The organism is Mesorhizobium sp. P2_E9 (assembly GCF_056403815.1).
Genome location: NZ_JBFUET010000001.1, coordinates 411,440 through 436,889, shown reverse-complemented (window position 1 = coordinate 436,889; position 25,450 = coordinate 411,440). Strand labels below are relative to the sequence as shown.

The 25,450-nt window shown below is 62.4% G+C and carries 24 protein-coding genes; 7 read left to right on the top strand and 17 right to left on the bottom strand.

The genetic code is table 11. The annotated features are described in order from the left end of the window. Positions 1–101 precede the first annotated feature (101 nt). Complete coding sequence (gene recA, locus AC1D05_RS02230; RefSeq protein ID WP_027042422.1) at positions 102–1,202, bottom strand: recombinase RecA; 1,101 nt, start codon at positions 1,200–1,202, stop codon at positions 102–104. 279 nt (positions 1,203–1,481) lie between these two features. On the opposite strand from recA, the gene AC1D05_RS02225 reads away from it, so the two are divergent. Continuing rightward, a complete protein-coding gene (locus AC1D05_RS02225; RefSeq protein ID WP_477437766.1) occupies positions 1,482–2,426 on the top strand; it encodes a carbohydrate kinase family protein in 945 nt (314 codons plus the stop codon). A gap of 74 nt (positions 2,427–2,500) precedes the next feature. After that, positions 2,501–3,418: a pseudouridine-5'-phosphate glycosidase gene (locus tag AC1D05_RS02220; RefSeq protein ID WP_477437764.1), complete on the top strand. Its 918-nt coding sequence runs from the start codon at positions 2,501–2,503 to the stop codon at positions 3,416–3,418. A 176-nt stretch (positions 3,419–3,594) separates the two neighbouring features. On the opposite strand, the gene AC1D05_RS02215 is transcribed toward AC1D05_RS02220, so the two are convergent. Next, positions 3,595–3,918 carry a TfoX/Sxy family protein gene (locus tag AC1D05_RS02215; protein ID WP_224686703.1) on the bottom strand — a complete coding sequence of 108 codons (324 nt, stop codon included), beginning with the start codon at positions 3,916–3,918 and terminating at the stop codon, positions 3,595–3,597. Positions 3,919–4,007: 89 nt separating this feature from the next. On the opposite strand from AC1D05_RS02215, the gene AC1D05_RS02210 reads away from it, so the two are divergent. After that, positions 4,008–4,505 (top strand): GFA family protein, encoded by a 498-nt coding sequence (locus AC1D05_RS02210; RefSeq protein WP_477437762.1) that lies wholly within the window; start codon positions 4,008–4,010, stop codon positions 4,503–4,505. 83 nt (positions 4,506–4,588) lie between these two features. Here the strand turns inward: AC1D05_RS02210 and AC1D05_RS02205 are convergent, their stop codons facing one another. From AC1D05_RS02205 to AC1D05_RS02170, 8 genes are all read right to left on the bottom strand, one after another. Next, positions 4,589–5,041, bottom strand: a complete 453-nt coding sequence (locus AC1D05_RS02205; protein WP_477438140.1) for an N-acetyltransferase family protein — start codon at positions 5,039–5,041, stop codon at positions 4,589–4,591. A 129-nt stretch (positions 5,042–5,170) separates the two neighbouring features. Next, positions 5,171–5,551 carry a Fe-S cluster assembly scaffold SufA gene (gene sufA, locus AC1D05_RS02200; RefSeq protein WP_477437760.1) on the bottom strand — a complete coding sequence of 127 codons (381 nt, stop codon included), beginning with the start codon at positions 5,549–5,551 and terminating at the stop codon, positions 5,171–5,173. Positions 5,552–5,656: 105 nt separating this feature from the next. After that, positions 5,657–6,049 carry an SUF system Fe-S cluster assembly protein gene (locus AC1D05_RS02195; protein ID WP_477437758.1) on the bottom strand — a complete coding sequence of 131 codons (393 nt, stop codon included), beginning with the start codon at positions 6,047–6,049 and terminating at the stop codon, positions 5,657–5,659. 5 nt (positions 6,050–6,054) lie between these two features. Continuing rightward, positions 6,055–7,299 (bottom strand): cysteine desulfurase, encoded by a 1,245-nt coding sequence (locus tag AC1D05_RS02190; protein WP_477438138.1) that lies wholly within the window; start codon positions 7,297–7,299, stop codon positions 6,055–6,057. A 4-nt stretch (positions 7,300–7,303) separates the two neighbouring features. After that, positions 7,304–8,575: a Fe-S cluster assembly protein SufD gene (gene sufD, locus AC1D05_RS02185; protein ID WP_477437756.1), complete on the bottom strand. Its 1,272-nt coding sequence runs from the start codon at positions 8,573–8,575 to the stop codon at positions 7,304–7,306. A 25-nt stretch (positions 8,576–8,600) separates the two neighbouring features. Beyond that, positions 8,601–9,356: a Fe-S cluster assembly ATPase SufC gene (gene sufC / locus AC1D05_RS02180; RefSeq protein WP_477221254.1), complete on the bottom strand. Its 756-nt coding sequence runs from the start codon at positions 9,354–9,356 to the stop codon at positions 8,601–8,603. A gap of 27 nt (positions 9,357–9,383) precedes the next feature. Continuing rightward, the gene (gene sufB / locus AC1D05_RS02175; RefSeq protein WP_477437754.1) at positions 9,384–10,901 is read right to left on the bottom strand and encodes a Fe-S cluster assembly protein SufB; all 1,518 of its coding nucleotides are present in this window, start codon (positions 10,899–10,901) and stop codon (positions 9,384–9,386) included. A gap of 185 nt (positions 10,902–11,086) precedes the next feature. Continuing rightward, a complete protein-coding gene (locus tag AC1D05_RS02170) occupies positions 11,087–12,265 on the bottom strand; it encodes a cysteine desulfurase family protein (RefSeq protein ID WP_477438136.1) in 1,179 nt (392 codons plus the stop codon). A gap of 238 nt (positions 12,266–12,503) precedes the next feature. On the opposite strand from AC1D05_RS02170, the gene AC1D05_RS02165 reads away from it, so the two are divergent. Next, positions 12,504–13,178, top strand: a complete 675-nt coding sequence (locus AC1D05_RS02165) for an alpha/beta hydrolase (protein ID WP_027042409.1) — start codon at positions 12,504–12,506, stop codon at positions 13,176–13,178. Positions 13,179–13,200: 22 nt separating this feature from the next. Further along, positions 13,201–13,851: an FMN-binding negative transcriptional regulator gene (locus AC1D05_RS02160; RefSeq protein WP_477437753.1), complete on the top strand. Its 651-nt coding sequence runs from the start codon at positions 13,201–13,203 to the stop codon at positions 13,849–13,851. Between the two features lie 12 nt (positions 13,852–13,863). Here the strand turns inward: AC1D05_RS02160 and AC1D05_RS02155 are convergent, their stop codons facing one another. The 4 genes from AC1D05_RS02155 to AC1D05_RS02140 form a co-directional block, all read right to left on the bottom strand. Then, on the bottom strand, positions 13,864–14,619 hold the full coding sequence (locus AC1D05_RS02155; RefSeq protein WP_477437751.1) for a phosphatase PAP2 family protein: 756 nt from the start codon (positions 14,617–14,619) through the stop codon (positions 13,864–13,866). Between the two features lie 105 nt (positions 14,620–14,724). Beyond that, positions 14,725–16,374 (bottom strand): ArnT family glycosyltransferase, encoded by a 1,650-nt coding sequence (locus AC1D05_RS02150; protein WP_477437749.1) that lies wholly within the window; start codon positions 16,372–16,374, stop codon positions 14,725–14,727. A gap of 95 nt (positions 16,375–16,469) precedes the next feature. Further along, positions 16,470–16,805: a lipid-A-disaccharide synthase N-terminal domain-containing protein gene (locus tag AC1D05_RS02145; protein WP_477437747.1), complete on the bottom strand. Its 336-nt coding sequence runs from the start codon at positions 16,803–16,805 to the stop codon at positions 16,470–16,472. After that, positions 16,798–17,532 (bottom strand): glycosyltransferase family 2 protein, encoded by a 735-nt coding sequence (locus AC1D05_RS02140; RefSeq protein WP_477437745.1) that lies wholly within the window; start codon positions 17,530–17,532, stop codon positions 16,798–16,800. The genes AC1D05_RS02145 and AC1D05_RS02140 overlap by 8 nt, the downstream gene beginning before the upstream one ends. A gap of 310 nt (positions 17,533–17,842) precedes the next feature. Here AC1D05_RS02140 and tyrS point away from each other — a divergent pair, with 310 nt between their 5' ends. Further along, positions 17,843–19,096: a tyrosine--tRNA ligase gene (tyrS, locus tag AC1D05_RS02135; RefSeq protein WP_477437744.1), complete on the top strand. Its 1,254-nt coding sequence runs from the start codon at positions 17,843–17,845 to the stop codon at positions 19,094–19,096. 130 nt (positions 19,097–19,226) lie between these two features. On the opposite strand, the gene AC1D05_RS02130 is transcribed toward tyrS, so the two are convergent. Then, on the bottom strand, positions 19,227–22,607 hold the full coding sequence (locus tag AC1D05_RS02130) for a hypothetical protein (protein WP_477437742.1): 3,381 nt from the start codon (positions 22,605–22,607) through the stop codon (positions 19,227–19,229). A 95-nt stretch (positions 22,608–22,702) separates the two neighbouring features. On the opposite strand from AC1D05_RS02130, the gene AC1D05_RS02125 reads away from it, so the two are divergent. Beyond that, the gene (locus AC1D05_RS02125; protein ID WP_477437740.1) at positions 22,703–23,170 is read left to right on the top strand and encodes a peroxiredoxin; all 468 of its coding nucleotides are present in this window, start codon (positions 22,703–22,705) and stop codon (positions 23,168–23,170) included. A 27-nt stretch (positions 23,171–23,197) separates the two neighbouring features. Here the strand turns inward: AC1D05_RS02125 and AC1D05_RS02120 are convergent, their stop codons facing one another. Then, on the bottom strand, positions 23,198–24,346 hold the full coding sequence (locus AC1D05_RS02120) for a GNAT family N-acetyltransferase (RefSeq protein WP_477437738.1): 1,149 nt from the start codon (positions 24,344–24,346) through the stop codon (positions 23,198–23,200). Beyond that, on the bottom strand, positions 24,343–25,338 hold the full coding sequence (locus AC1D05_RS02115; protein WP_477437736.1) for a sterol desaturase family protein: 996 nt from the start codon (positions 25,336–25,338) through the stop codon (positions 24,343–24,345). Before AC1D05_RS02115 ends, AC1D05_RS02120 begins: the two co-directional genes overlap by 4 nt. Positions 25,339–25,450: the final 112 nt, after the last annotated feature.

Here is a 25,450-nt window from a genome sequence, read left to right as displayed (position 1 = left end):
GCCGGCGCAAAGGCCGGCGGTTTTGGACGCGATACTACAGAACTCAGTTACTTAAGCCTCAGATCATAGACCGGGATTATGGCCGAACTCCGGCAATTGCCTTACATCGCACCGGCTTCGTCCTCGAAACCATCGTCGCCACTGCCCTCAGAGCCGCCATTCTCGAGGAATTTCTCGGCGATCAGCCCGGCATTCTGCCTCAGCGCCAATTCGATCTCGCGCGCGGTATCGGGATTGTCGCGCAGGAACAGTTTTGCATTTTCGCGACCCTGGCCAAGACGCTGCGAATTGTAGGAGAACCAGGCGCCCGACTTCTCGACCACGCCGGCCTTGACGCCGAGATCGACCAGTTCGCCGGTCTTGGACACGCCCTCGCCATACATGATGTCGAACTCGACCACCTTGAAGGGCGGCGCCAGCTTGTTCTTAACCACCTTGACGCGGGTCTGGTTGCCGACGACCTCGTCGCGGTCCTTGACCGAGCCGATGCGGCGGATGTCGAGGCGCACCGACGCATAGAATTTCAGCGCATTGCCGCCGGTCGTGGTTTCGGGCGAACCGAACATGACGCCGATCTTCATGCGGATCTGGTTGATGAAGATGACCATGGTGTTGGAGCGCGAGATCGAAGCGGTCAGCTTGCGCAGCGCCTGGCTCATCAAACGAGCTTGAAGACCAGGCAGCGAATCGCCCATCTCACCTTCGATTTCGGCACGCGGCGTCAGCGCCGCCACCGAATCGACCACCAGCACGTCGATGGCGCCGGAGCGCACCAGCGTGTCGCAGATTTCCAGCGCCTGCTCGCCGGTGTCGGGCTGCGAGATCAGCAGGTTTTCAAGGTCGACGCCAAGCTTGCGGGCATAGACCGGATCAAGCGCATGTTCGGCGTCGACGAAGGCGCAGATGCCGCCCTTCTTCTGGGCTTCGGCCACGGTGTGTAACGCCAGCGTCGTCTTGCCCGAGCTTTCCGGCCCATAGATTTCGATGATGCGGCCGCGCGGCAGGCCACCGACGCCAAGCGCGATGTCGAGGCCGAGCGAGCCGGTCGGCACCGTTTCGATCTCGACGACCTGCTCGTTCGCGCCGAGCCGCATGATCGAGCCCTTGCCGAACGCCCGCTCGATTTGCGACAGCGCCGCATCCAGAGCCTTTGATTTGTCCACTGCCTTATCCTCTACAAGCCGCAAAGAATTCTGAGCCATGATACATCACCCCTTGGTCGTCAATGAAGGCCGGACAATCCGTAATCCCTGCCATTTTGTACCTTTTTTGTTCTCATTTGGCAAGAGGCAACAACCATTTGAAAAACAAGCAATATCCCGATTTGTTCTTTTTTCGTCCCAGAAACGCAAGCAGCAACGCATTCGCATTAGGCCAGCGGGCCCCGTTGTCTCGGTCTGCCGAATCGCTGCCTCGCATGCGAAACTGCAGTCGCAGCCTAGCGCTTGCGCGGCAAGAATAACAAAGGGCATATCGCCGGCATGGTGAAATCCGTAAAGATTCTGGCCGTGGGCGGCGCCCATATCGACCGGCGTGGCCAGGTGTCCGGCGCTTACGTGCCGGCCGCGTCCAATCCCGGCACGATGCGCGAGGATGTCGGCGGCGGCGTCTTCAACGCGCTGCGCAGCACGGTGCGGCGCGGCGCTTCCGCTTCACTGCTTTCGATGCGAGGCGGCGATGCGGCGGGCGATACGGTTTCACGCGCCATAGCGGAAGCAGGCATCGCCGATCTGTCGGCCGTGTTCCTCGACCGCACGACGCCGAGCTATACGGCGCTGATCGACCGCGAGGGCGAACTGATCGTCGGCTTTGCCGATATGGCGCTGTACGATCTGGCGTTCCCCAAGCAGATGAGGCGCTCCAAGGTCCGCGAGGCGATCACTGCCGCCGATGCCGTCCTGTGCGACGCCAATCTGCCGTCGGCAGCGTTGGAGCGGCTGGTTTCGCTTGCCGCCGGCAAACCTGTATTCGCCATTGCCATTTCGCCGGCCAAGGTGATCCGGCTAATACCGGTGCTCGGCGCTCTGGCTCAGCTGTTCATGAACCGGCGAGAAGCCGTCGCGCTGGCCGGCGTCCATGCCGATGCCGCCGAGCGAGATCTCATCGACGGATTGCGATGCAGCGGCCTTGCCAGCGGCATCGTGACGGCGGGCAGCGCACCGGTGCTGGGTTTCGACGAAGCAGGCGCCTTCTCGATCCTGCCGCCGCCGCCAAGAAGGGTTGCCGATGTCACCGGTGCCGGCGATGCACTGGCGGGCGCGACGATCGCGGCCTTGCTGCGCGGCATCCCTTTGCGCCAGGCCTTGCGCGACGGCGTCGCGGCGGCAACGCTGGCCATCGAAAGCGCCGACGCCGTTCCCGATTTCACCGCCGCGAGCTTCACTGAAGCGCTGGCCCTTGTGCCGGAGGCGCAGGAAGTGGCATGAGACCGGCAAATTCATAGTGCCTGAGTGAAGCTGCGTGTCCAGACGGATGCGCCGCACTCCGGTTGGAGATGCAGATGACCCCAGAGACCGCCCGCCCCTTCATCGACATCCACGCGCCGGTGGCTCAGGCGCTGGCCGCCGGGCGGCCGGTGGTGGCACTGGAAAGCACCATCATCACCCATGGCATGCCCTACCCCGACAATGGCGCAATGGCGGCGGATGTCGAGAAGATCATCAGCGACGGCGGCGCCGTGCCGGCGACGATCGCGGTGGTCGGCGGCCGCATCAAGATCGGCCTGTCCGACGGCGAGCGCGAATCGCTGGCCATGACCGGTGACGCCATGAAGCTTTCGCGCGCCGACCTCGGCTTTGCCGTCGCGCAAGGCCGCACCGGCGGTACGACAGTCGCCGCCACGATGATCGCGGCGCATATGGTCGGGATAAAAGTGTTCGCCACCGGCGGCATTGGCGGCGTCCACAAGGGCGCGGAAAAGAGTTTCGATATTTCCGCCGACCTCGACGAGTTGGCGCGCACACCGGTCATCGTCGTCTCGGCCGGCGCCAAGGCCATCCTTGATATCGAGAAGACGCTCGAGGTTCTGGAAACGCGCGGCGTGCCGGTCGTCGGCCATGGCTGCGAGACGATGCCGGCTTTCTGGTCGCGGCAATCGCCCTTCCGCGCGCCGCTGACTCTGCACACGCCGGAAGAGATCGCGCATTTCTACCAGACGCGACTGACACTGGGGCTCAGCGGCGGCATGTTGATCGCCAACCCAGTGCCCGAGAACCACGAAATCCCGGCGGAAGAGATGGCGGGCTATATCGAAGCCGCGCAGAAGGCCGCCGAGGCCCTCAACGTGACCGGCAAGGCGGTGACGCCGTTCCTGCTGGGAAAAATCCTCGAACTGACCGGCGGCCGGAGCCTGAAGACCAACATCGCGCTGGTCGAAAACAATGCGCGGTTGGCGGCGAGGATTGCGAAGGCGCTGTAGGGCATGCTGACATTCAGGTGATGCCGGCCTGCGAATGGCGGGTTCCTGCGCTTCCCGTTCTACTGCGTCGCAGTAGAACTGAGCTCACGTACGAAAAGTACACTCCGCTCCGGTTCTCGGAACCCACCACTCGACTCGGCCTGACCTGAATCTCAACATACCCTGCGTCTGCGCAGTTATTTCCCAGCCCTTCGCCCCGCCTCATAGGCGCGGCGCGCCCACACCGTCATCTCGTCGGGATCGTCGAACGCGCTATCGGGAATGCTCCAGTAGGGCATTGCCACCAGCTTGCCGTGGCGCGAGCCGGTATAGGTCCATTGCTTGCAGCCGGCGGCTTCGAAATCGGGGGCGCTTTGCTCGTCGGCCTTCAGCAGCAATTCGCCGCGCAGCACGATGGCGACGATGACGCCGTCGAAATAGATGCCCTTGCCGCCGAACAGTTTTCGGATGCTGACCGGGCCGAGGCCCTCGAAAAGTTCGGCGATGCGTTCATTGTCCATGCCGCGATCATGTCACCGGCATTTGACATTGTCATCGCGCAACCAAAATCATGCTGACAGGTTGAGACCATTCCGTCGGAGTTTTTGTCATGCCGCTTCTGCTCAAGGGATCCTGCCGCTGCAACGCCGTGCGTTTCGAGGTGGAAAGCCACACGCCCGTGCCGTTCATGCTGTGCTACTGCTCGATCTGCCGCAAGCAGCAGGGCGGCGGCGGTTTCGCCATCAATCTCGGCGCCGATTACGAAACGCTGAACATCAGGGGCAAGCGCAGCCTCGGCGTCTACCGCGCCGAGATCGAAGATGACGAGCATCCCCATTGCGAAGTCTCGACCGGCGAGCGCAATTTCTGCCGCAAATGCGGATCGGCGCTCTGGCTCTACGACCCGACATGGCCGGAGCTTGTGCATCCCTTCGCCTCGGCGATCGACAGCGACCTGCCGAAACCGCCTGAAAAGGTGCATCTGATGCTGAAATACAAGGCGAACTGGGTCGAGCCCGATATCGGCAGGAAAGACAAGGCGTTCGATGTCTATCCCGAGGAATCGATCGCGGACTGGCACAAGCGGACAGGGATGTGGGTGGAGTAGCGTTCTTCGCCCCGTTTACGGGGAGAAGATGCCGGCAGGCAGATGAGGGGCAGCGTTAGCTTTGGAGAGGTTGGCGCTGCCCCTCATCCGTCACTTCGTGACACCTTCTCCCCGTGAACGGGGAGAAGGAATGGTTCATCATTCGCCAAAGCCGCGAGCGCGTCGCCGCTCAGCCGAAAGAAAACCTTGTCCGGCTGCCTCGTACCGCCAAGGCCGTCATAGAAGGTCAGCAGCCGCTGGTTTTCGCGGTCGGCGGTCCAGTCGACGCGTCCATGGCCGCGCTGCAGGGCGGTCCGCGCCAGCGTTTGCATCAGCAGGCGTCCGGCACCGCTGCCGCGATGGGCTTGCGAGACGAACAGTTCTTTCAGGAAAAAGCCGGTTCGCAGGCCAGGTCCGGGATAGATCGTCGAGCAGATGGCAAAACCGATGATCCTGTCCGTTTCGGCGACCAAAATCTCAACACCCGGCGGCAGAGCGGCAAGATCGGCAAGGATGGTCTCGAGCGGCGGGCACGGCACCCGATAGTGCCGCTGCATCTCTTCGAAAAGATGCGCCAGCGCGGCATTGTCGGCGCTGACATGCGGCCGGATTGATGTCGCGACGTTCACGTTTTCGACGGCCATCCGGTCACCGGCTCGGTGTGGATTCGGAAACTCGGCCTGGGTTCAGGCCGAAGCGCGTGCCTCTGCCAGCGCCTTGAGGTCGGCCGGCTTCAGCTCGACGGATTCGCCGCAGCCACAGGCCGAACTCTGGTTCGGGTTGTGGAAGGTGAAGCCGGTGCGCAGCGTCGTCTGTTCGAAATCCATCTCGGTGCCGAACAGGAAAAGGGCGGCCTCCGGGGCGACATAGACATGGGCGCCGTCGCGTTCGATGTGATCGTCCTTGGTGTTGGGCTCGATCACCAGATCGACCGTGTATTCCATGCCGGCGCAGCCGCCCTTCTTGATGCCAAGGCGGATGCCATGCGCGCTGTCGCGGGTGGCAACGATCTCGCGCACCCGGTCGGCGGCCTTTTCGGTCATCGTGATGACGGCGAAGCGTCCCATTGTCTTTCCTTCTCCATTCCATGCAGGTTCAAGGCCTGCCGAATGATTCCTCACCTAAAATGGTGAAGTTTTACCCCTGGCGCAAGTGCGCCAGCCTCTGCCTGCCTAGTACCAGCCAACCGCCACCTGCGCCTCTTCCGACATGCGGTCGGCCGACCAGGGCGGATCGAAGGTCATGTTGACCTCGACGCCGGAGACGCCTTCGACGGCGCCGACGGCATTTTCCACCCAGCCGGGCATTTCGCCGGCCACCGGGCAACCCGGGGCGGTCAGCGTCATGGCGATCTTGACCGAGCGGTCGTCCTCGATGTCGATCTTGTAGATGAGGCCGAGCTCGTAGATGTCGGCCGGGATTTCCGGGTCGTAGACCGTCTTCAGCGCCGAGACGATGTCGTCGGTCAGCCGCGCCAGTTCGTCGGCAGGAATGGCCGAGGCGGAAACCAGGGGGTTGATCGCCGTTTCCGGCACGGTCTCGGTGGTGTGGCTAGCGTCATCCATGATCGTCACCCGAAGAATTTGCGCGCTTTTTCGAGCGCCTCGGCCAAAGCGTCGACTTCGGCCCTGGTATTATACATGCCGAACGATGCCCTGCATGTGGAGGTTACGCCAAAGCGTTTCAACAGCGGCTGGGCACAATGGGTGCCCGCGCGCACGGCCACGCCCTGCCTGTCTATCACCATCGACACGTCATGGGCATGAATGCCTTGCAGTTCGAAGGAGATAATGGCGCCCTTGCCTGGTGCGTCGCCGAAGATGCGCAGCGAATTGATGGCGCGCAGCCGCTCATGCGCGTAAGTCTTGAGGTCTTCCTCATGTGCTGCGATGCGCTCGCGGCCGATTTTTTCCATATAGTCCAGCGCCGCGCCGAGCCCGATCGCCTGGACGATCGGCGGCGTGCCGGCCTCGAAACGATGCGGCGGCTCGTTGTAAGTGACGATGTCTTCCGTCACCTCCTCGATCATCTCGCCGCCGCCCATGAACGGACGCATGCCGGCGAGAATGTCCTTCTTGCCGTAGAGAACGCCGATGCCCGACGGGCCGTAGACCTTGTGGCCGGTGAAGACGAAGAAGTCGCAGTCGAGGTCCTGGACATCGATCGGCATGTGCACGGCGCTCTGGCTGCCGTCGACGAGCACGGGAATGCCGCGCGCATGCGCAATGCGCACGATCTCCTTGATCGGCGTCACCGTGCCCAGCGCATTCGACATCTGCGTGATGGCCACAAGTTTCGTGCGGTCGGTCAGCCGCTTCTCGAATTCCTCGATGTGGAAGACACCGAGATCGTCGACCGGCACCCAGACCAGTTTGGCGCCCTGCCGCTCGCGGATGAAATGCCAGGGCACGATGTTGGAGTGGTGCTCCATGATCGACAGCACGATCTCGTCGCCCTCGCCGATGTCTGGCATGCCGTAGCCATAGGCAACCGTGTTGATCGCCGACGTCGTGTTCGAGGTGAAGACGATGTTGTCGGTGCTCGGCGCATTGAGGAACCGGCGCACCGTCTCACGTGCTTTTTCATAGGCATCGGTAGCGGCATTCGACAGGAAATGCAGCCCGCGATGAACGTTGGCGTATTCCTGGCTGTAGGCGTGCTGGATCGTATCCAGCACCACCTGCGGCTTCTGTGCCGAGGCGCCATTGTCGAGATAGACCAGTGGCTTGCCGTAGACTTCGCGCGACAGGATCGGGAAGTCGCGGCGGATCGCCTCGACGTCGTAGAAATCTCCAATCTTGCCTGGAGCGTTCATCATTTCACCCGTGCGTCAGAAACCACTCGTCGAGCTTCGCTTCCAGCGCCTCGACGATCGTCTCGTCATCCAGTTCCTCGATCACCTCGGCAACAAAGGCTTTGACCAGCAAGCCCCGCGCGCTCTTCTCGTCGACACCGCGCGCCATCAGGTAGAAGAGATGGTCGTGGTCGATCTCGGTGACTGTCGCGCCATGGCCGCAGATGACGTCATCGGCGAAGATTTCAAGCTCGGGCTTGGTCGAGAACTCGCCATCGTCCGACAGGAGTAGCGTGTTGCAGGCCATCTTGGCATTGGTCTTCTGTGCGTACTGATGGACGTTGATGCGGCCCTGGAAAACGCCGCGCGCCTTGCCCGTCACCACATTGCGGATGACCTCTGTCGAGGTCGTGTGCGGGACGGCGTGGTCGAGCACCATGGTCACATCGGTGTGGGTGTCGCCGGCCAGAAGATTGATGCCGCGCAGCTTGAAATCGGCGCCTTCGCCTGTCGTCCTGACCATGATCTCCTGGCGCACAAGCTTGCCGCCGGCGTTCATGACGAACAGCGTCAGCTTCGCGTTCTTGCCGATATGGGCCTTGAACTGCGCCAGATGCGTCGCCGTCTCCGGCTGCTCCTGCACGATCAGCCACGTCACCTCGGCGCCCTCGCCGAGCACGAGTTGGCTGACCGAGCTGACCAGAGCTGCCCCATCACCCGCCTGACGCTCGACGATGACAGCCTTGGCGCCGGCGCCGACGCGCACCGGCAGGCGCACATGGGTCTGGCCGCCAGCCTGCAAATTCTGCAGTTCGATCGGCTTTTCCAGCTCAGCGCCGTCAGCGATGTCGACAAAGTAGCCGTCGGCGACGAAGGCCGTGTTCAGGGCGCCGATGGCATCATCGTTGCCATAGGGATCAAGGCCTGGCGCGATGCTTCCGTCAATCAGCTTTTCCGACAGGCGCTGGACGGTAACGCCTTCGATATCAGGCGTCGTCTTCGCGTCGGACTTGCCGTTCAGGATCGCCAGCACCGCTGAGCCTTCGACGATCGGTGCAATAGCTTTTGCCGCCGCCGCCGGGTCGAAGTCCGGCACGGCATTCAGCAGCCGGCGCAGGTCGGTGTAGTGCCAGGATTCGATGCGCCGCGTCGGCAGGCCGTGCTTGATCGCCTCGATGGCGTCGTCGCGCTTCAGCATCACCGCGCCGTCGCCCGGCAGCAGCGACAGCCGGTCGCCGAACGCGTCGATCAACGCGGTTTCGGCCGGTGTCCGCTGCGGTTGTGTGTGCATATTCATCAGTTTGACCTTGCCTTCTGGCATCTCACGCGGCTTCGCCGATCACGCCGGCATAGCCATTGGCTTCGAGGTCGAGCGCCAGCGACTTGTCGCCGGACTTGATAACCTGGCCCTTGTAAAGCACGTGCACTGTATCCGGCACGATGTGTTCGAGCAGCCGCTGGTAGTGGGTGATGACTAGGAACGCCCGGTCCGGCGCGCGCAAAGCGTTGACGCCGTCGGAGACGATCTTCAGCGCATCGATGTCGAGGCCGGAATCCGTCTCGTCGAGCACGCACAGCTTCGGCTCCAAGAGCTTCATCTGCAGGATTTCGGCGCGCTTCTTCTCGCCGCCGGAGAAGCCGACATTGAGCGGACGCTTCAGCATCGCAATGTCCATGCTGAGCGAAGCGGCGGCTTCCTTCACTCGCCTCAGGAATTCCGGGATCTTCAGCGGTTCTTCGCCACGCGCCTTGCGCTGCTCGTTCATCGCCACTTTCAGGAATTCCATGGTCGCGACGCCCGGTATCTCCATCGGGTACTGGAAGGCGAGGAAGATGCCTGACGTGGCGCGTTCGGCCGGATCCATTTCGAGGATCGACTGGCCGTTGTAGAGGATGTCGCCCTCGGTGACCTCATAGTCCTCGCGGCCAGCGAGGATGTAGGACAGCGTCGATTTGCCCGAGCCGTTCGGGCCCATGATGGCGGCGACCTCGCCGGCTTTCACCGTCAGGTTCAGGCCGCGGATGATTTCGGTGCCGTCATCGACGATGCGGGCGTGCAAGTTCTTGATCTCAAGCATTCTTTTGTTTCCTGAATATCTGTCCGGTCAGCCGACCGAGCCCTCAAGCGAGATGCCGATCAGCTTCTGCGCTTCGACCGCGAATTCCATCGGCAGCTGCTGGATGACATCCTTGACGAAGCCGTTGACGATCAGCGCGATCGCCTCCTCCTCCGGAATGCCGCGCTGCATGACGTAGAACTTCTGGTCTTCGGAAATCTTGGACGTCGTCGCCTCGTGCTCGAACTGCGCCGTCGAGTTCTTGGCTTCCATGTAAGGCACGGTGTGCGCGCCGCACTGGTCGCCGATCAGCAGCGAGTCGCAGTTGGTGAAGTTGCGGGCGTTGGTCGCCTTGCGGTGCGCCGAGACCTGGCCGCGATAGGTGTTTTGCGAGAAGCCGGCGGCGATGCCCTTGGAGATGATGCGGCTCGACGTGTTCTTGCCGAGATGGATCATCTTGGTGCCGCTATCGACCTGCTGATAACCGTTCGACACGGCGATCGAATAGAACTCGCCTTGGGAATCGTCGCCGCGCAGGATGCAGCTCGGGTACTTCCAGGTGATGGCCGAGCCGGTTTCGACCTGCGTCCACGAGATTTTCGAACGGTCGCCGCGGCAGTCGCCGCGCTTGGTGACGAAATTGTAGATGCCGCCCTTGCCCTCGGCGTCGCCGGGGTACCAGTTCTGCACCGTCGAATATTTGATCTCGGCATCGTCGAGCGCCACCAGTTCGACCACCGCGGCATGCAGCTGGTTCTCATCGCGCTGCGGCGCCGTGCAGCCTTCGAGATAGGAGACGTAAGCCCCCTCCTCGGCGATGATCAGCGTGCGCTCGAACTGGCCGGTGTTCTTCTCGTTCATGCGGAAATAGGTCGACAGCTCCATCGGGCAGCGCACGCCCTTGGGCACGAAGACGAACGAGCCGTCGGTGAACACAGCCGAATTCAGCGTCGCATAGTAATTGTCGGAGGTCGGCACCACGGAGCCGAGATACTTTTTCACCAGCTCCGGATGCTCGCGGATGGCTTCCGAGATCGAGCAGAAGATGACGCCGGCCTGCGCCAACTCCTTCTTGAAGGTGGTGACGACGGAGACGGAATCGAACACCGCATCGACGGCGACGCGGCCCGACTTGTAGACGTTGTCGCTGGGCTCCTCGAGATCGGAGGCATCCGTCTTCTGCACGCCGGCAAGGATTTCCTGTTCCCGCAGCGGAATGCCGAGCTTCTCGTAGACCTTCAAGAGTTCGGGATCGACGTCGCTGAGCGACGACGGGCCTGGCGTGCTCTTGGGCGCCGCATAGTAGTAGATGTCCTGGAAGTCGATCTTCGGATAGTGGACGCGCGCCCAGGTCGGCTCTTCCAGCGTCAGCCAGCGCCGATAGGCTTCCAGGCGCCATTCCAGCATCCAGGACGGCTCGTCCTTCTTGGCCGAAATGAAACGGATGATGTCTTCGCTCAGGCCCTTGGGGGCCTTGTCGACAGCAATCTCGGTCTGGAATCCGTATTTGTATTGGTCGACGTCGATCTTTCGGACCCGATCGATCGTGTCCTGCACAGCAGGCATATGCGTTCTCCATCCACGCCGGGGTCAAGGCCCGGCAGTTTTCAAACTATGGCACTACCGAAATGAACGCCAAAGAGCGCTCGCGGCAGCGTAAGTTCCATATAGTGCGCCTCGACCGGAAATTCACCCGGCCAGCATGAAACGCACGGCTCTACCAGGCCGAAAGGCCCAAAATCGTCCAACCGCTACGCGGCCTCTTCTCTATCCGCCTTTTCCCTAGCGGCTAGCCGTGCGGCAATGCCCGCCAGCGCGGTGCGGAAGAGTTCGATATCCTCGGCACCCGTCGCCGAACCGATCGACACGCGCAAGGCGCCAAGACTGTCACCGAAACCCATGGCCTTCAGCACATGGCTCGGTCCGACCTTGCCCGACGAACAGGCGGAGCCGGCCGACAGCGCGACACCGGCGAGATCGAAGGCGATCTGCGCGGTTTCGGCCTTGACGCCCGCAATAGCGAAGAATGTCGTGTTGGCAAGCCTTGGCGCGCCGGTTCCAAAGATTTCTGCCTCCGGCACCAGCATTTTCACGATGGCCTCGATCGCGTCGCGGCGCTCGCGCACCGCATCGATCGCCGGCAGTCCGCTCACCGCCTCGCGCGCGGCAGCACCAAAACCGGCGATGGCGGCGAGGTTTTCCGTGCCGCCGCGATGGCCCTTTTCCTGGCCGCCGCCATTGATCAGCGGCTTCGGCATCATCAGATCGGCGGCGGCAACGATGGCGCCGACGCCCTTGGGACCGCCGATCTTGTGCGACGACAGAATCAGATAGTCGGCGTAACCCGCTGACATATCGATGGAAACGCGGCCCACGGCCTGAACCGCATCGACGACAAGAATGCCGCCCGCAGCCTTGACGATCCCGGCGATCCGATCGATCGGCTGGATGACGCCGGTCTCGTTGTTGGCGGCATGGATCGCCACCAGCGGCAGGCCATCGGCCTTGTCGTGACCGGCAAGCGCCGCGGATAACGCGTTGAGATCGGCAATGCCGTTGGCATCGACGCCGACGCGCGTCACCTGCGCTGCCGGGAAGCGTCCACCATTCAACAGGCAGGGATGATCGGCCTCGCAGACGTAGAGCCGGCTCATGCGGACAGTCCCGCGCCCCATCTGCCAATCGGGTGAAAGCAGTGTCGAGGCGGCTTCGGTCGCACCGGAGGTGAACACGACATGTTCGGGCTTGGCATTCACCAGCGCCGCAACCTCGCGCCTTGCCGTCTCGATCAGGCGCCGCGCGGCGCGGCCTTCGGCATGGACCGATGACGGGTTGGCGGTCACGTCGAGCGCCGCGACCATAGCCTCGCGTGCCGCTGGGAACAGCGGCGCACTGGCATTGTAGTCGAGATAGGCGCGTTTTGCGGCCATTTTCGTCCAGTTGGTCCCGTCAGAAGCCATTCGGTTGTCGTATGGCGTTATTTCCTTGAAATTCCAAGGCGAGCCGTCCTATTTACGCGGCTTGCGGCGCGGGTGGCCGGGCTCGACGTCAGGCCACTCAGTTTTGAATAGTTCTAAACTAGCTTCTAAGAAGACGCTCGCCCTGCGTCAAGGCCAGAGGAAGACACGTTCCGGGCGCCGCGCATTCGTATACCAAGTGGAGTATTTCATGCCTGAGGTCATTTTCACCGGTCCGGCCGGCCGCCTGGAGGGACGTTACCAGCCTTCCAAGGAAAAGAGCGCGCCGATTGCCATTGTGCTGCACCCGCACCCGCAATTCGGCGGCACGATGAACAACAAGATCGTCTACGACCTCTTCTACATGTTCCAGAAGCGCGATTTCACCACGCTGCGCTTCAATTTCCGCGGCATCGGCCGCAGCCAGGGCGAATTCGACCACGGCACCGGTGAATTGTCGGATGCGGCCGCCGCCCTCGACTGGGTGCAGTCGTTGCATCCGGATTCCAAGAGCTGCTGGGTTGCCGGGTATTCCTTCGGCTCGTGGATCGGCATGCAGCTTTTGATGCGCCGGCCCGAGATCGAAGGCTTCATCTCGATCGCGCCGCAGCCCAACACCTATGATTTCTCGTTCCTGGCGCCCTGCCCGTCATCGGGCCTGATCATCCACGGCGATGCCGACAAGGTGGCGCCGCCGAAGGATGTGCAAGGCCTGGTCGACAAGCTCCACACGCAAAAGGGCATCACCATCACGCAGAAGACCTTGCCCGGCGCCAACCACTTTTTCGCCAACGATGCGGACCTGCTGATCGAGGAATGCGCCGACTATCTCGATCGCCGACTGGCGGGCGAGTTGTCCGATCCGCGGCCGAAGCGGCTGAGATAAGCAGGGAAAGGCGCCAGCGCCGATGTACGAGCCTCCCCATTTCCAGGAAACGCGGCCGGATGTCCTGCACGGACTGATCCGGTCGCATCCGCTCGGCATGCTGATCTCGAACGGGCCTGACGGTCCGGTCGCCGATGCCATTCCGTTCCTGCTCGACGCAGAAGCGTCGCCGAACGGCAGGTTGCGCGCCCACCTGGCCAAGGCCAACCCGCACTGGAAACTTATCGCGGAAAACCCGTCATCACCGGTGCTGATCGTCTTCCAGGGCACCGATGCCTATGTGACGCCTTCCTGGTACGAGACCAAGCGCGAGACCGGCAAGGTTGTGCCGACCTGGAACTATGCCATCGTACAGGTGCGCGGCACGGCAAAAGTGATGGACGACCAGGACTGGCTGGCACAGCAGATCGCCGACCTGACCCTATCGCAGGAAGGCCCTCGCGAAGCCCCCTGGGCGGTGACCGACGCGCCGCCGCCCTTCATCCAGTCACAAATCAAGGGCATCATCGGACTGGAGATCGAAATCAGCGAGATCCACGGCAAGTGGAAGGTCAGCCAGAACCGTCCCGTCGCCGATCGCGTTGGCGTCGCGCAAGGTCTTGAAAGCGAGACCGCCAATTCATCCGACATGATCCGCCTGGTCAGATCCTACGGCGGCCTGGATAGCAACTGATACGGCAGCGGCCTATCTTTCAGGAGCAATCAGCCGAAACGATGCTTTGCGGACCGGCAATCCCGACGGCGTCGGCCGGAAGATGAAGCCGAGCCGGGCAAAGACCAGTCCGCAGGCGAGCGCAAACGCACAGCCCAGGCCGAAGCCGGCGACGGTGTCGCTGGGATAGTGCGCGCCGACGAAAACCCTGGTCGAGGCGAAACAGGCGGTGACCACCAAGGCGATATACCAACGCCTCGGGAACAAAAGCAGGAGAACGCCGAAGACCGCCCCCATCGTCGTCGCGTGGCCGGACGGAAAACCGGCGAAGCGCGCGTCAAAGGCGAAGGGATGCAGAGCGAGCACGCCAAAATCCTGGAAGTAGAGCGGCCGCGCCCGGCCGATCGCATATTTCAGCACATTGACCAGCAGGCCGGACAGGCCGACGGCGCTCAGCACCAGGAATGCCAGGCAAGTCCAGTTGTAGACCAGCATCAGCCGCCGCCGCGAAAGGCTTCGCCAATCGATCAGATTGGCCGCCACGAGCAAAAGCGCTGATGGAATCAGATACCAGCCGCCGAGAGCGAACTGGGTCAGGAATTCGGCAACCCTCGCTCCCGACCATTGACCATGCAGCACCCCTGCCGGCGTGTCGAGGCGAACAAAGGCCGCCGCTGTCAGCAACAGCCAGACCAGCCCCCAAACCGGCCATGCGATGTTGGGGTAACGCGCGGGACGACCTGCAAAGCGCCTTCTGACGATCTGCAAGGTGTCGCGAAAATTGTCCATGGACCGGCGCCCAACTGCAAGCAGCGTGGCGAAAACGGAAGGGCGCGGTTTCACGAGCATTGGGAATTCGACCCCATTGTTGCCGTCATGGGCATCGACGAGCCGTCATGGAGCCACACGATAGAGGCCGAGCGTAAGTTTGTCTCCCGACGAATAGTTGAGGCCGTCGATCTCGGCGATGCGGTTCACCGATTTGCCTCGCACCGATAGCATGCCATTGAGTTTCTGCTCGTCCTCGATCGGTGCCAACCCCAACGCGCAGGCCGGATCGGCAAGCAGATGTTCCGCCACGCCGCCGACATCGGTCAGCACCGTCTTGGTGCCCACGAGGAATACCAGGCTCGGTTCCTGATACCGCGCCGAGGCCAGCACCGTCGTGTCGCAAGGTTTGTTGGCGAGCACCGCCTGCTTGATCGCCGGGCTCAGCCAGATCGGCTTCAGCGACGGCGCGATGACGCCGAACAGCAAGGCATAGGTGATGCCGGCACAGGCGGCGGTGGCGCCGATGCGGGGCAGCGGCACCTGCAACTGCCGCGAAAAAGCGAAGTAGCCCGTGCCGAGTGCGGCGGCGGCGGCCGGAATGCTCCACCAGGAGAAGGTGTGTGTGATGTAGATCGGCGCACCGATACAGACCGCCGCGAGGCCGAGGCTTACCACGACCAGGCCGAATGCGGTCGACCACCACAACCATTGCTGCCAACGCTTCAGCGGCGCATTGGCATCCTCCGGCTGCAACGTCAGTAGCCAGCCGACCAGCAGCGCCATGCCGGGATAGGCCGGCAAGACATAGTGCGGCAGCTTGGTCGGGATCAGTTCGAACACCAGCCAGAACGGGATGTACCAGGCGAGGCAAAAGCGCAGCCTGACATCGTCGCGCAGACGGTTGAGGGCCTGCAGACCGGCACCGACCGCGATCAGCCCGAACGGCCACATGAATAGCGAATAGGTCAGCATATAGAAGCCGGGCGGCAGGCCGTGCGATTCCTCCCCCGACGCGACCTTGCCGAGCATGTCCTTGCCGACCGCCTGTTGCAGGAAAGCGCCGTGGCTTTTCCAGGTGATAGCGGCAAGCCAGGGCAGCGCGATCACCACGACAAGCAACAGGCCACGTCCGACCCTGAGCTTCGACAGCCAGCGCCCGTCGCGCTCGAAGGCGAACAGCGCCGCGATGGTCAGCGCCGACAAAAGCGGTGCAATCGGCCCTTTGATGAGGATTGCCGCGCCTTGCGCGATCCAGAAGATCCACCAGAGATGGCCGGCGACTGGTTCGTTACGGCGCGATGCCAGATAAATCTGCGCCAGCGCGCCTTGCGCTGCCACGCAGCAGGCCAGCAGCATCGCATCGGTCTTGGCGTCACGGCCCTCGAAGGCCGTGGCGAAGATCGCCGCCATCACCAGGCCGGCGGCGATGCCGGCACTGGCGCCGAAAAGATTGGTTCCCGTCCAGGCGATCGCCAGCACCGCGATGGCAATGCCCAACGCCGAGATCGTGCGATAGACCCAGATCGGGGCTTCGGCGCCCTTCCCACTTAAGGTCACGGCAGCGGATTGCAGCCAGTAGATACCGACGGGCTTCTGGTAGCGCGAGGCGTCCTGAAAGCGGATGTCGACATAGTCGCCGCTCTCCGCCATCTGCTTGGTGGCCTGGACAAAGCGCGACTCGTCGCGGTCGATCGGCGGCAGGGAGGCCAGCCCCGAAAGCGTCATCACCAGGCTGAACAGGAAGAGAAGGATGTAGTTCCTGTTCAACGCCATGCTTGAGCCTCTCTGGTCATTTCACCAAGCATGTCGCCCAAAGTGTGCCGCGGTTTTGGGGAGACGACATGCAAAAAGATTATCCGGCCGGCCGCTCAATCGACCTTGGTCATCGCCGCCGCCTTGCGCTCATTGGCGATCAGCCAGAGATTTCTGACATAGATGAACATGCCCATGGCCTGGCCGGCGATGAACACCGGATCCTGACGCACGATGGCATAGATCAGCAGCAGGCCGCCGCCAAACAGGGAAAAGAACCAGAAGGCCACCGGCACGACGCTGCGCTTGGCCTTTTCAGATGCCAGCCACTGCACGACGAAACGCATGGTGAAGAAGAATTGGGCGATGAACCCCAGCAGGACCCATGCGTCGAATTGCTTGACAAAAACCTGGTGAAGCCAGGTTCCCAATTCCTGAAGCACGTTAACCACGCTTGATTTCCTCTACTTTTGGCATTCTGCGCCGCCTGCGGCGCAGCCACCAGACACCGCCGAGATCGAGCGCGCCCTGCAGGCCGCGGTCGAAAATGCCGTAGTTCGACTTGCCGTGGCGGCGCGACCGGTCGACGACGTCGCAATGCACGACGCGATAGCCTTCCTGGATGACCAGGGCTGGAACGAAACGATGCGTGCCGTCGAAAAACGGCAATTTGCGCAGGACATCGGTATGCACCGCCTTCAGGCCGCAGCCGGTATCGCGCGTCTCGTCATGCAGGATGGCGTTTCTCAGCCAGTTAGCGAAACGAGACGCCAGTTGCTTGACCTTGCTGTCGCGGCGCTTGAGGCGCTGCCCCTGGGCGGCGCCGAAATCGGGCCCGGCCTGCCGCAAGGCATCGACCAGCACCGGAATGTATTGCGGATCGTTCTGGCCATCACCGTCGATCGTGGCGACGATGCCGCCGCGCGCCGCCCAGGCGCCCGAACGCACCGAGAGGCTCTGGCCGGCGGATTTCTGGTGCCGCAATTCGCGCACCGGGAACGGGCGAAGTGCCGTCTGCTCGGCCAGCACGGCAGCGGTCTCGTCGGTCGAGCCGTCATTGACGATGATCAGTTCGAAGTCGCGCCCGGCCATCGCCGCCTCGATCTCGTCGATCAGCAGCGGCAGGTTTGCCGCCTCGTTCCTGCAAGGAATGACGATGGATATCAATGCGTCCGGCATGTCGCGTCGGGGCTCTGTCGTCGGATATGGCATTGTTGGATGCCGTGCGGTGCCGCTCGAGGTCGTGGGCTGCAAGAACCTTTGGCGCGGCGCCTCATTACGCCAGCCGAAACGATGAAGCAAGCATTCGTCCCGGACGGCTCGTCGCACCGTTTCAACAACGGGTGATCACCCTGATATCTTGTGACCCTTGGCGCATGACAACCCGAGGCAAAACCGGAAACCACTTTTGCTGATCGCGCTTGGATGCTAAACGCGCGCCTTCATATAGGCCGCATCAGATCGGCCGGACGCTTTCGGGAAACAAAATATGCCTGCCTTCAAATCCGATTTCCTGCGCACGATGAGCGAGCGCGGCTTCATCCACCAGATTTCGGATGAGACCGGCCTCGACCAGCTTTTCGCCAAGGAAACGGTCACTGCCTATGTCGGCTACGACGCCACCGCCACCAGCCTGCATATCGGCAATTTGATCTCGGCGACCATGCTTTACTGGCTGCAGGAGACCGGGCACCGGCCGATCGCGCTGATGGGCGGCGGCACGTCGATGATCGGCGACCCGTCCTTCCGCGACGACCAGCGCAGCCTTTTGACGCCTGAGGCGATCGCCACCAATATCGAAGGCATCAAGCGCATCTTCGGCCGCATCCTGCGGTTCGGCGACGGCCCCAACGACGCCATCATGGTCAACAATGCCGATTGGCTGATGAAGCTCAACTATGTCGAGTTCCTGCGTGACGTCGGCCGGCATTTCTCCGTCAACCGCATGCTGACCTTCGACAGCGTCAAGCTCAGGCTCGACCGCGAACAGTCGCTGTCGTTCCTCGAATTCAACTACATGATCCTGCAGGGCTACGATTTCGTCGAACTCGCCCGGCGCCAGAACTGCCGCCTGCAGATGGGCGGGTCGGACCAGTGGGGCAACATCATCAACGGCGTCGATCTCGGCCATCGCATGGGCACGCCGCAGCTTTACGCGCTGACCACACCGCTGCTCACGACGTCTTCCGGCGCCAAGATGGGCAAGTCGGCGAAGGGTGCGGTCTGGCTCAACGGCGACCTCTTCTCGCCCTATGATTTCTGGCAGTATTGGCGCAACACCGAGGACGCCGATGTCGAGCGCTTCCTGAAGATATTCACCCGCCTGCCCCTCGATGAGATCGCGCGGCTGGCCGCACTCGGCGGCTCCGAGATCAACGAGGCCAAGAAGATCCTGGCCACGGAGACGACGGCGATCGTCCACGGTCGAGACGCGGCGAACCAAGCCGAGGAAACCGCGCGAAAAACCTTCGAGGAAGGCGCTCTGGCCGAAACGTTGCCGACCGTTGGGGTCGACAAAGCCGCGCTGGAGGCCGGCGTCGGCATCCTGTCGCTGCTGGTCACGGCCGGGCTGGCATCGTCCAATGGCGAGGCGCGGCGGCTCATCCAGGGTGGTGCGGTGCGCATCAACGACCAGTCTGTCAGTGACGACCGCCGTATGGTCACGCTTCAGGATTTGAGTCCGGAAAACGTCGTAAAGCTTTCAGTCGGCAGGAAAAAACACGTCCTGGTGCGGCCGGTCTGAGGCCGTTAAAACAGTTTGCCGTTTCATGGAAACGGCGAACTGTTTTAACTATTTGTTTTGCCGCAATTCCCAAGGGAAAGCGCTACGCGCTTTTCCCGGGAAAACCGCTTCACACTTTTCCTGGAATTGCTCACCGGTACTCGAAGATCGACCTGAATATGCCCGGTGCGATCACCGACAGCGGATTGACGTCGAGCACCGGCTTGTTGGCATTGCCCCTGAGCCGGTAGGTGACGCCGATCAGGCCGCGGTCGCGGCCATTGCCGAGCAACGCGCCGACGATGGGCAGTTCGCCGAAGATGCGGTTGAGACCATAGACCGGCATGAAGGTGCCGGTCATGTCCATATTGTTGTTCTGGTCGTAGAGGATGCCCTGGAACGTCGTGCCGATGCGCGGACCGCGCAGCACGCCATTGCCCAGTTTCAGATAGCCGCTGCCTTTCTCGATCTCGGCATAACCGCGCTCGAACTTCACCCGCGACGTGTCGAGATTGCCCTTGACCGCCTGGTTGAGGCTGCGGTTGTCGCCGGCCGGCGTGGTCGAGACGATGGAAGCGAGTTTCGGTTCGTTGACGATGAAGAAGTTGCTGGTGTCGACCTTGCCCTTCATCGGCCCGTCACTGGTTCCTGACAAGGCCAGCGTGATCGCGCCGCCTTCCATGTGCTCGTAGACGTTCAGGAACCTCAATATGGCGCCGGCGTCCGCGGACTGCACGTTGAGCGAACGCTGGCCGCCGCCGGTGGTGTTGCTGATGGTGATGGCCGCGCCCGAACTTGCCGTGGCGCTGACCTTCAGTCCGTTCACCCTTGAACCGGCGGCACTATAATCGAGCTTCAGGTTGGACAGTTGCTCGTCGTGGAAACCGGTAAGCTGCTCGACATCGGCGCTGACGGAAATGTTGTCTGTTCCGGTCGTCTTGGTCGCGGTGTCCACATCGGAGGTGAACTGCTTGATGAGCGCGCGGGCGTCGAGCGCGTTGCCATTGATATCGACCGCATAGCCCTTGCCCGACCGCTTCACCGAAATCGCGACATCGTCACCCCGGTTCAAGGTGACCTTGCTGAACTTCGCCGACGACAGGGCGCCGTTGACCAGCACGATGCTGCCGTCGATGGAGAATGTCTTTCCGTCGAGTTCGAAATCGGACAGCGTCGTGGTGTCGCCGGCCTTGGTCATGACGAAGTTGACGTTGGCCGGAACCCCTGCCCCCTTGCTCCAGCCGGCCCAGGGAATGTCCAGCCTGGCATTGGTCAGGTCGGCCGAGACGTTCTGGTTGCCGCTTCCGCTCTTGTCGATCGCGACCTTCACCGTTCCGCCCAGAAGCGGCGTCAGGCCCGGCATGGCGGCGGCACGGATCTTGTCGTCGAGCACCAGGGCCACCTTGCGGCTGCGCGGCGGCCCATCATCCGCCAGCGGCTCGACAAGATCGAGTTCGGCAGGAATGCCGTTCAGCGATGCCTTGGCGGAAATCACCGCCTTTTCGGGATCGACCGTGATCGAACCGTCGGCATCGGTCACGGTCTGTCCCTCGAACGGCTTGGCCAGCGACAGGCCGGTGTAGTCGAGCGACACCAGCCAGTCGAGCTTCGAGGTATCGACACCGGACTGCAGTGGGATATCAGCCCTGACATGGCCGGTGACGCTGCCGGACAGATCATCCGGCAGGAAGCCGACATGGCGCATGGCGTTGATCGGTTCGTAGGAGGCAAGCTCGGCGACAGCCGGCGCCTCCCCCTCCACGTCGATGTCGAGTGCGCCGATGACCGGCGGGCGGTTCGCCGCCTTGACCGCCAGCGTGCCGTTGCTGGCCGCCACGGTGCGGCCGCTGGGCATGAAGACGGTGCCCGAGGAGAGCGAAACATCGACGTCATTGCCGTGGAAAGCGACGACGCCAACCGCGTCGCGTATCGGCGGAATTCGCCCGGCCGTGTCAAAACGCGAGCCTTCGATCTGGAAGCGGCCGAACACCTCGTCGGCCGACAGCGGCACGCCGTTGCCGAGGCGGTCCGGTACGACCTGGAATTGGAGATTGGCGTCGACGACGCGGCCGCCAAACAGATTGTTCAGCACCCAAAGCCGCGCATTGCGCGCCGAAAACCACGGCCATAGCTGCTTGACGTACGAGACCGGCATGTCATGGACATTGAGCGCCAGATTGATGCCCGGGGCCTTGCCGTCAACGAACGTGACGGCCGCGGTGCCGAGCACCTCGCCGGGCGCGTCGGAGCGAACCGCGATCTGCTCGGCCACCAATTTGTGGCTCTTGATCTGATAGACACCGGCGATGCGCGCCAGGAAGGTCAGCTCGGGCTCGGGCGATTCCGATGGCGCCAGTGTCGAACCGTCGCTGGTCAGGTCGTAACGATAGGAGGGTTCCTCGCCCGCCGCCCCGGTCGCAGGTTTTGGCCCTATCGAGCCGCCGAAATTGAAAGAAGACCGGCCGGTTTTCAGCAGTAGCTTGTCCACCTGGATCTTGTTGCTGCCATCGACAAGCGTGGCATCGACATCGACGTCGGCCGGGAGCAGCCCGCGGGGACCAAGATCGAGCACGGAACCTGTCGACGACAGGGCGGCCGTCAACCGTGATGCAATGGTGCCGGCTCCTTCCGATCCTGTCAGTTTCAGCGCGACAGCCCCCAACTTCCCGGCGTCGGCCGTAGTGGTCTCGGCAGCCACCAGATTGATGCTTGCATTCAGGGCCGTCACCCGGTGCGCCGCGATATCGCGGGTCGCGGAAGCGGCAACGGTGACCTTTCTGCCATCGACATCCGCCTCGGAGGAAAACGCCATGCCGCCTGGCCCCGACTGTACGACGGTGGCGTCGGCGATCTTGATCAGCTTGATCGCCCCGGTATCGGGCAGCACGAATTCGACATTGCTGAGTTCGATCCGGCGCAGCGAATCTTCCCGCACGGCGTCCAGCGCGTGATGGATGTTGCCGAACACCGCGTCGGACAGTTTCTCCGGATCGATGAGGCCGTCCTCGTTGCGCAATTGCGCCGTCCAGTCGCCGCCGGACGGCATCGCCGCCACAACGATATGGGCATCCGAGATCCTGGCGCTGGTCAGCCGCACCTCTCCCCAAAGCAGCGGTATCAGGCGCATGCCGAAGCGCACGCGGCCGGCATCCGCCATCGGCTTGTCATCTGATGTCTTCAGGCTGACGTCGCTCACCTGAAGCGCGACGAAGCTCGAACTGTCGAGCGTGATCCGCGCCGGCCCGACCGCGACATGGACATCGACGCCGGCGAGTTTCTCGATGGCGGTTTCGGCTTCCGCCCGAAGCCGCTCGGAGCCTATCCCGGATGCCCCGACCAGATAGACAACGACGGCGGCCAGCAGGACGAGCGCGACCATGCCGGCAAACACGCGCGAAAGCATGCGGAAGCCGCGGCCGATCGACGCCTGACCAAGCGGTGGAACGCGGCACGCGGACGGCAAGGCCCCCAGGTCGGTGATCTCGTCACGCCTGAACCTGATCTTCTCGTGCTGCGGTTGCTCCTGATCCACGCAATCTTCCGTTGTACAAATTCGCTCGTGGACGAATCCCCGGTCGACACTATATCGGTGTGGCTTCGCGCGTAACCTCAAACAAGGGCATCGATATGGCTGACCTCGACGTGGGCGATCTCGCACCGCAGTTCGACCTGCCCCGGGATGGGGGCGGGTCTCTAAGCCTTTCGTCCTCGTCCGGCAAACCTGTCGTCCTCTATTTCTATCCGCAGGACGACACGACGAGTTGTACGCAAGAGGCAATCAGCTTTTCACAGCTGAAACCCGAATTCGAGAAGGCCGGCGCCGTCGTGATCGGTCTGTCACCCGACAACGTCAAGAAGCACGACAAGTTCAAATCCAAGTACAATCTCACCATCGACCTCGCCGCCGACGAGGAACGCAAGGTGATCGAGGCCTACCATCTGTGGGTCGAGAAATCGATGTATGGCCGTAAATACATGGGCGTCGAGCGGGCGACTTTCCTGATCGGCCGTGACGGGCGGATCGCCAGGATTTGGCGCAAGGTCCGGGTCAAGGGCCATGCGGAAGAGGTGCTGGAGGCCGTTCGCGCGCTTTGAGCGTCGCGAAGACCCACACGTGCCGCCCTACTCGTCGGGTGCTTCTGCCTTCGGCTTCGGCTGTCGCTTTGCTCGCCAGGACTTCGCGACATGGCTCACACGATCGGCCAGCTCGGCAAGATGACCGCGCAGGCCACGCGCTCCGATCATCGACGACAGCGTGACGGATTGGGTGGCGAAGCGCCGCTTGAAATCCTCGCCGCCGCAGAGAAAATCAACTTTGGCGAGGCCACGGTCGAGCGACCACTGGATATAGTCCATCATCAGTACCATGCCCGGCGAGGCGCGCTCATATTCGGGATCATAGGTGGTGATGAAAGCCATCATCGTGCCGTGCTGCTCGAAATTGATCGAGACGGCGACGATCGTGTCGTCAAGTTCCAGCACGAAGATGCGCAACAGCCCGAGCTCGGCCAGCACCGAAATAAGCGCGGTGAGAACGGGCGAGTCCTTGTCGAACAGGTCCGAAACGCGGCCGTGCCGGACGAGCCAGAGGCGCTTCAGCGCCGCGACCCGTGCGAGCACCGGCTCCCGCGGCTCGCCGGCATCGAGCAAGCGGAAACGCAATGTACCGGCTTCTTCCATGAACTTACGGCCACGCCGGTAATTCTGCCTGCCTTTCTTTGACAGCGTCTCGAACCATTTCGCCCCACTCTGCCAGGGACCCGCGACACGGTAGCTGATTTCAGTGCGGTGGTTGGCCCGAAGCGCCGTGCCGTGGCGCGAGGCCGGGTTCAGAAGGGCATGAACACCGGCATCCGGCAGCAGACGGTTGAGATAGATCAGGTCAAAGCCGCCCTGATCAAAAATATGCTGCCAGAGGCGGGAGATCGCCTGCGGATCGCTGTCGGGCAGTACCAGCGCATCGCCATAGTCGCTGTGATCCTTCGCCGCCCATTCGAGTATGCGAATGCCGGAGCGCTTGAAGGTCGCCAGCGCTATCACGCCATCGAGCCTGTCGCCGTTCCAGGCAAGCCCGATCCTGAGCGTGCGCCGCTCCTGATGCGGGGTGGTGCGCCACCAGGCCGCGATCCAGTCCGGGTGCTGGAACACAAGCCCGCCGGCTCGCTGCCAGAGCGCGCTCCAGGCTGGTGCGATCTCGGCCAGGCGCGTCGCCGATGTCACGACTTCGAAGGTGCGTGTGCGCGGGATGGCGAGCACGAAGGGAGCGTTCATGGCAGTGTCCCTTCCGATGATCGCGAAGTCCGTGGCTTTCCGGGCCGGATGCGCCTGGCAATATGCCCCCACATCCGCTTCAGCGGCATGACATAAAGGCCGGCCAGCGACTGGTAATCGCGCACGTCGCGGTCGACCAGTCCGAACTTGAAGTCCTCGTCGGGCTTCGGCACACACAATGTTCCGAAGAGCCGGTCCCAGAACGAGAACAGCAGCCCGAAATTCTTGTCGTAGTGGCGTGGATCGGTGCTGTGATGCAGCTGGTGCCAATGAGGACACAGGATCACATTGTTGAGCGAGCCGAACGAGATCTTGAAATGCGTGTGCCTGACGAAATCCATCATCAGGATGTTGCGCATGACATAGACGTTGACGCCAAAGACAGTCAGTTCGACAAGGTTCAGCGAAATCAGCGACCAGATGCCGAAGCAGACGCCGACGATGACGCCGTCCCAGGCTCGATTCATCAGCTCGTCGAGCGGGTGGACCCGGTCCTTGGTGATCCCGACCATCACCTCGGCCGAGTGATGCACCTTGTGCAATTCCCAAAGCACGGGATAGCGATGCTGGGCAACGTGATAGAGATAATAGGAAATGTCGTAGGCGAGCAGCATGGTGATGGTGAAGATCAGCACCGTCACCGGCCCTGCGGGCCCGTCGATCAGAGGCGGCTGGAACTGGAACAGTGCCGAAAACAGCCAGTTGGTGCCGTAGCCCACCGCCGAGACGAAGACAATTCCGGCGGGCAGCATGAGGAAGGGCATCAGCGCCTTCTTCGTCACCCAGAACATCAGGTCGGCCCTCGCCGAGGGATGGGTGATGACCTCCTGCGGGATAACGAACTCGAAAAATTCCTTCCAGCTCTTTTCTTCGACCGTGCGCCAATAGGCCACGAGCGCGCTGACAAGGGCAGTCAGCAGCAAGAGCCCGGTCGCCAGCAGACTGGTGCTCGACAACTTGTCGAGGATCTTGCCAACCGGATCGCTCAGCATCCCTTAGACCGCCATATTCAATAGAATCCCAAACCCCATCACGCTTTTAATCGAAAACCGTCAAGTAAATGCAATCGAAGACAGTTAAGGAACCCTAGTCCCTGACCCGCGA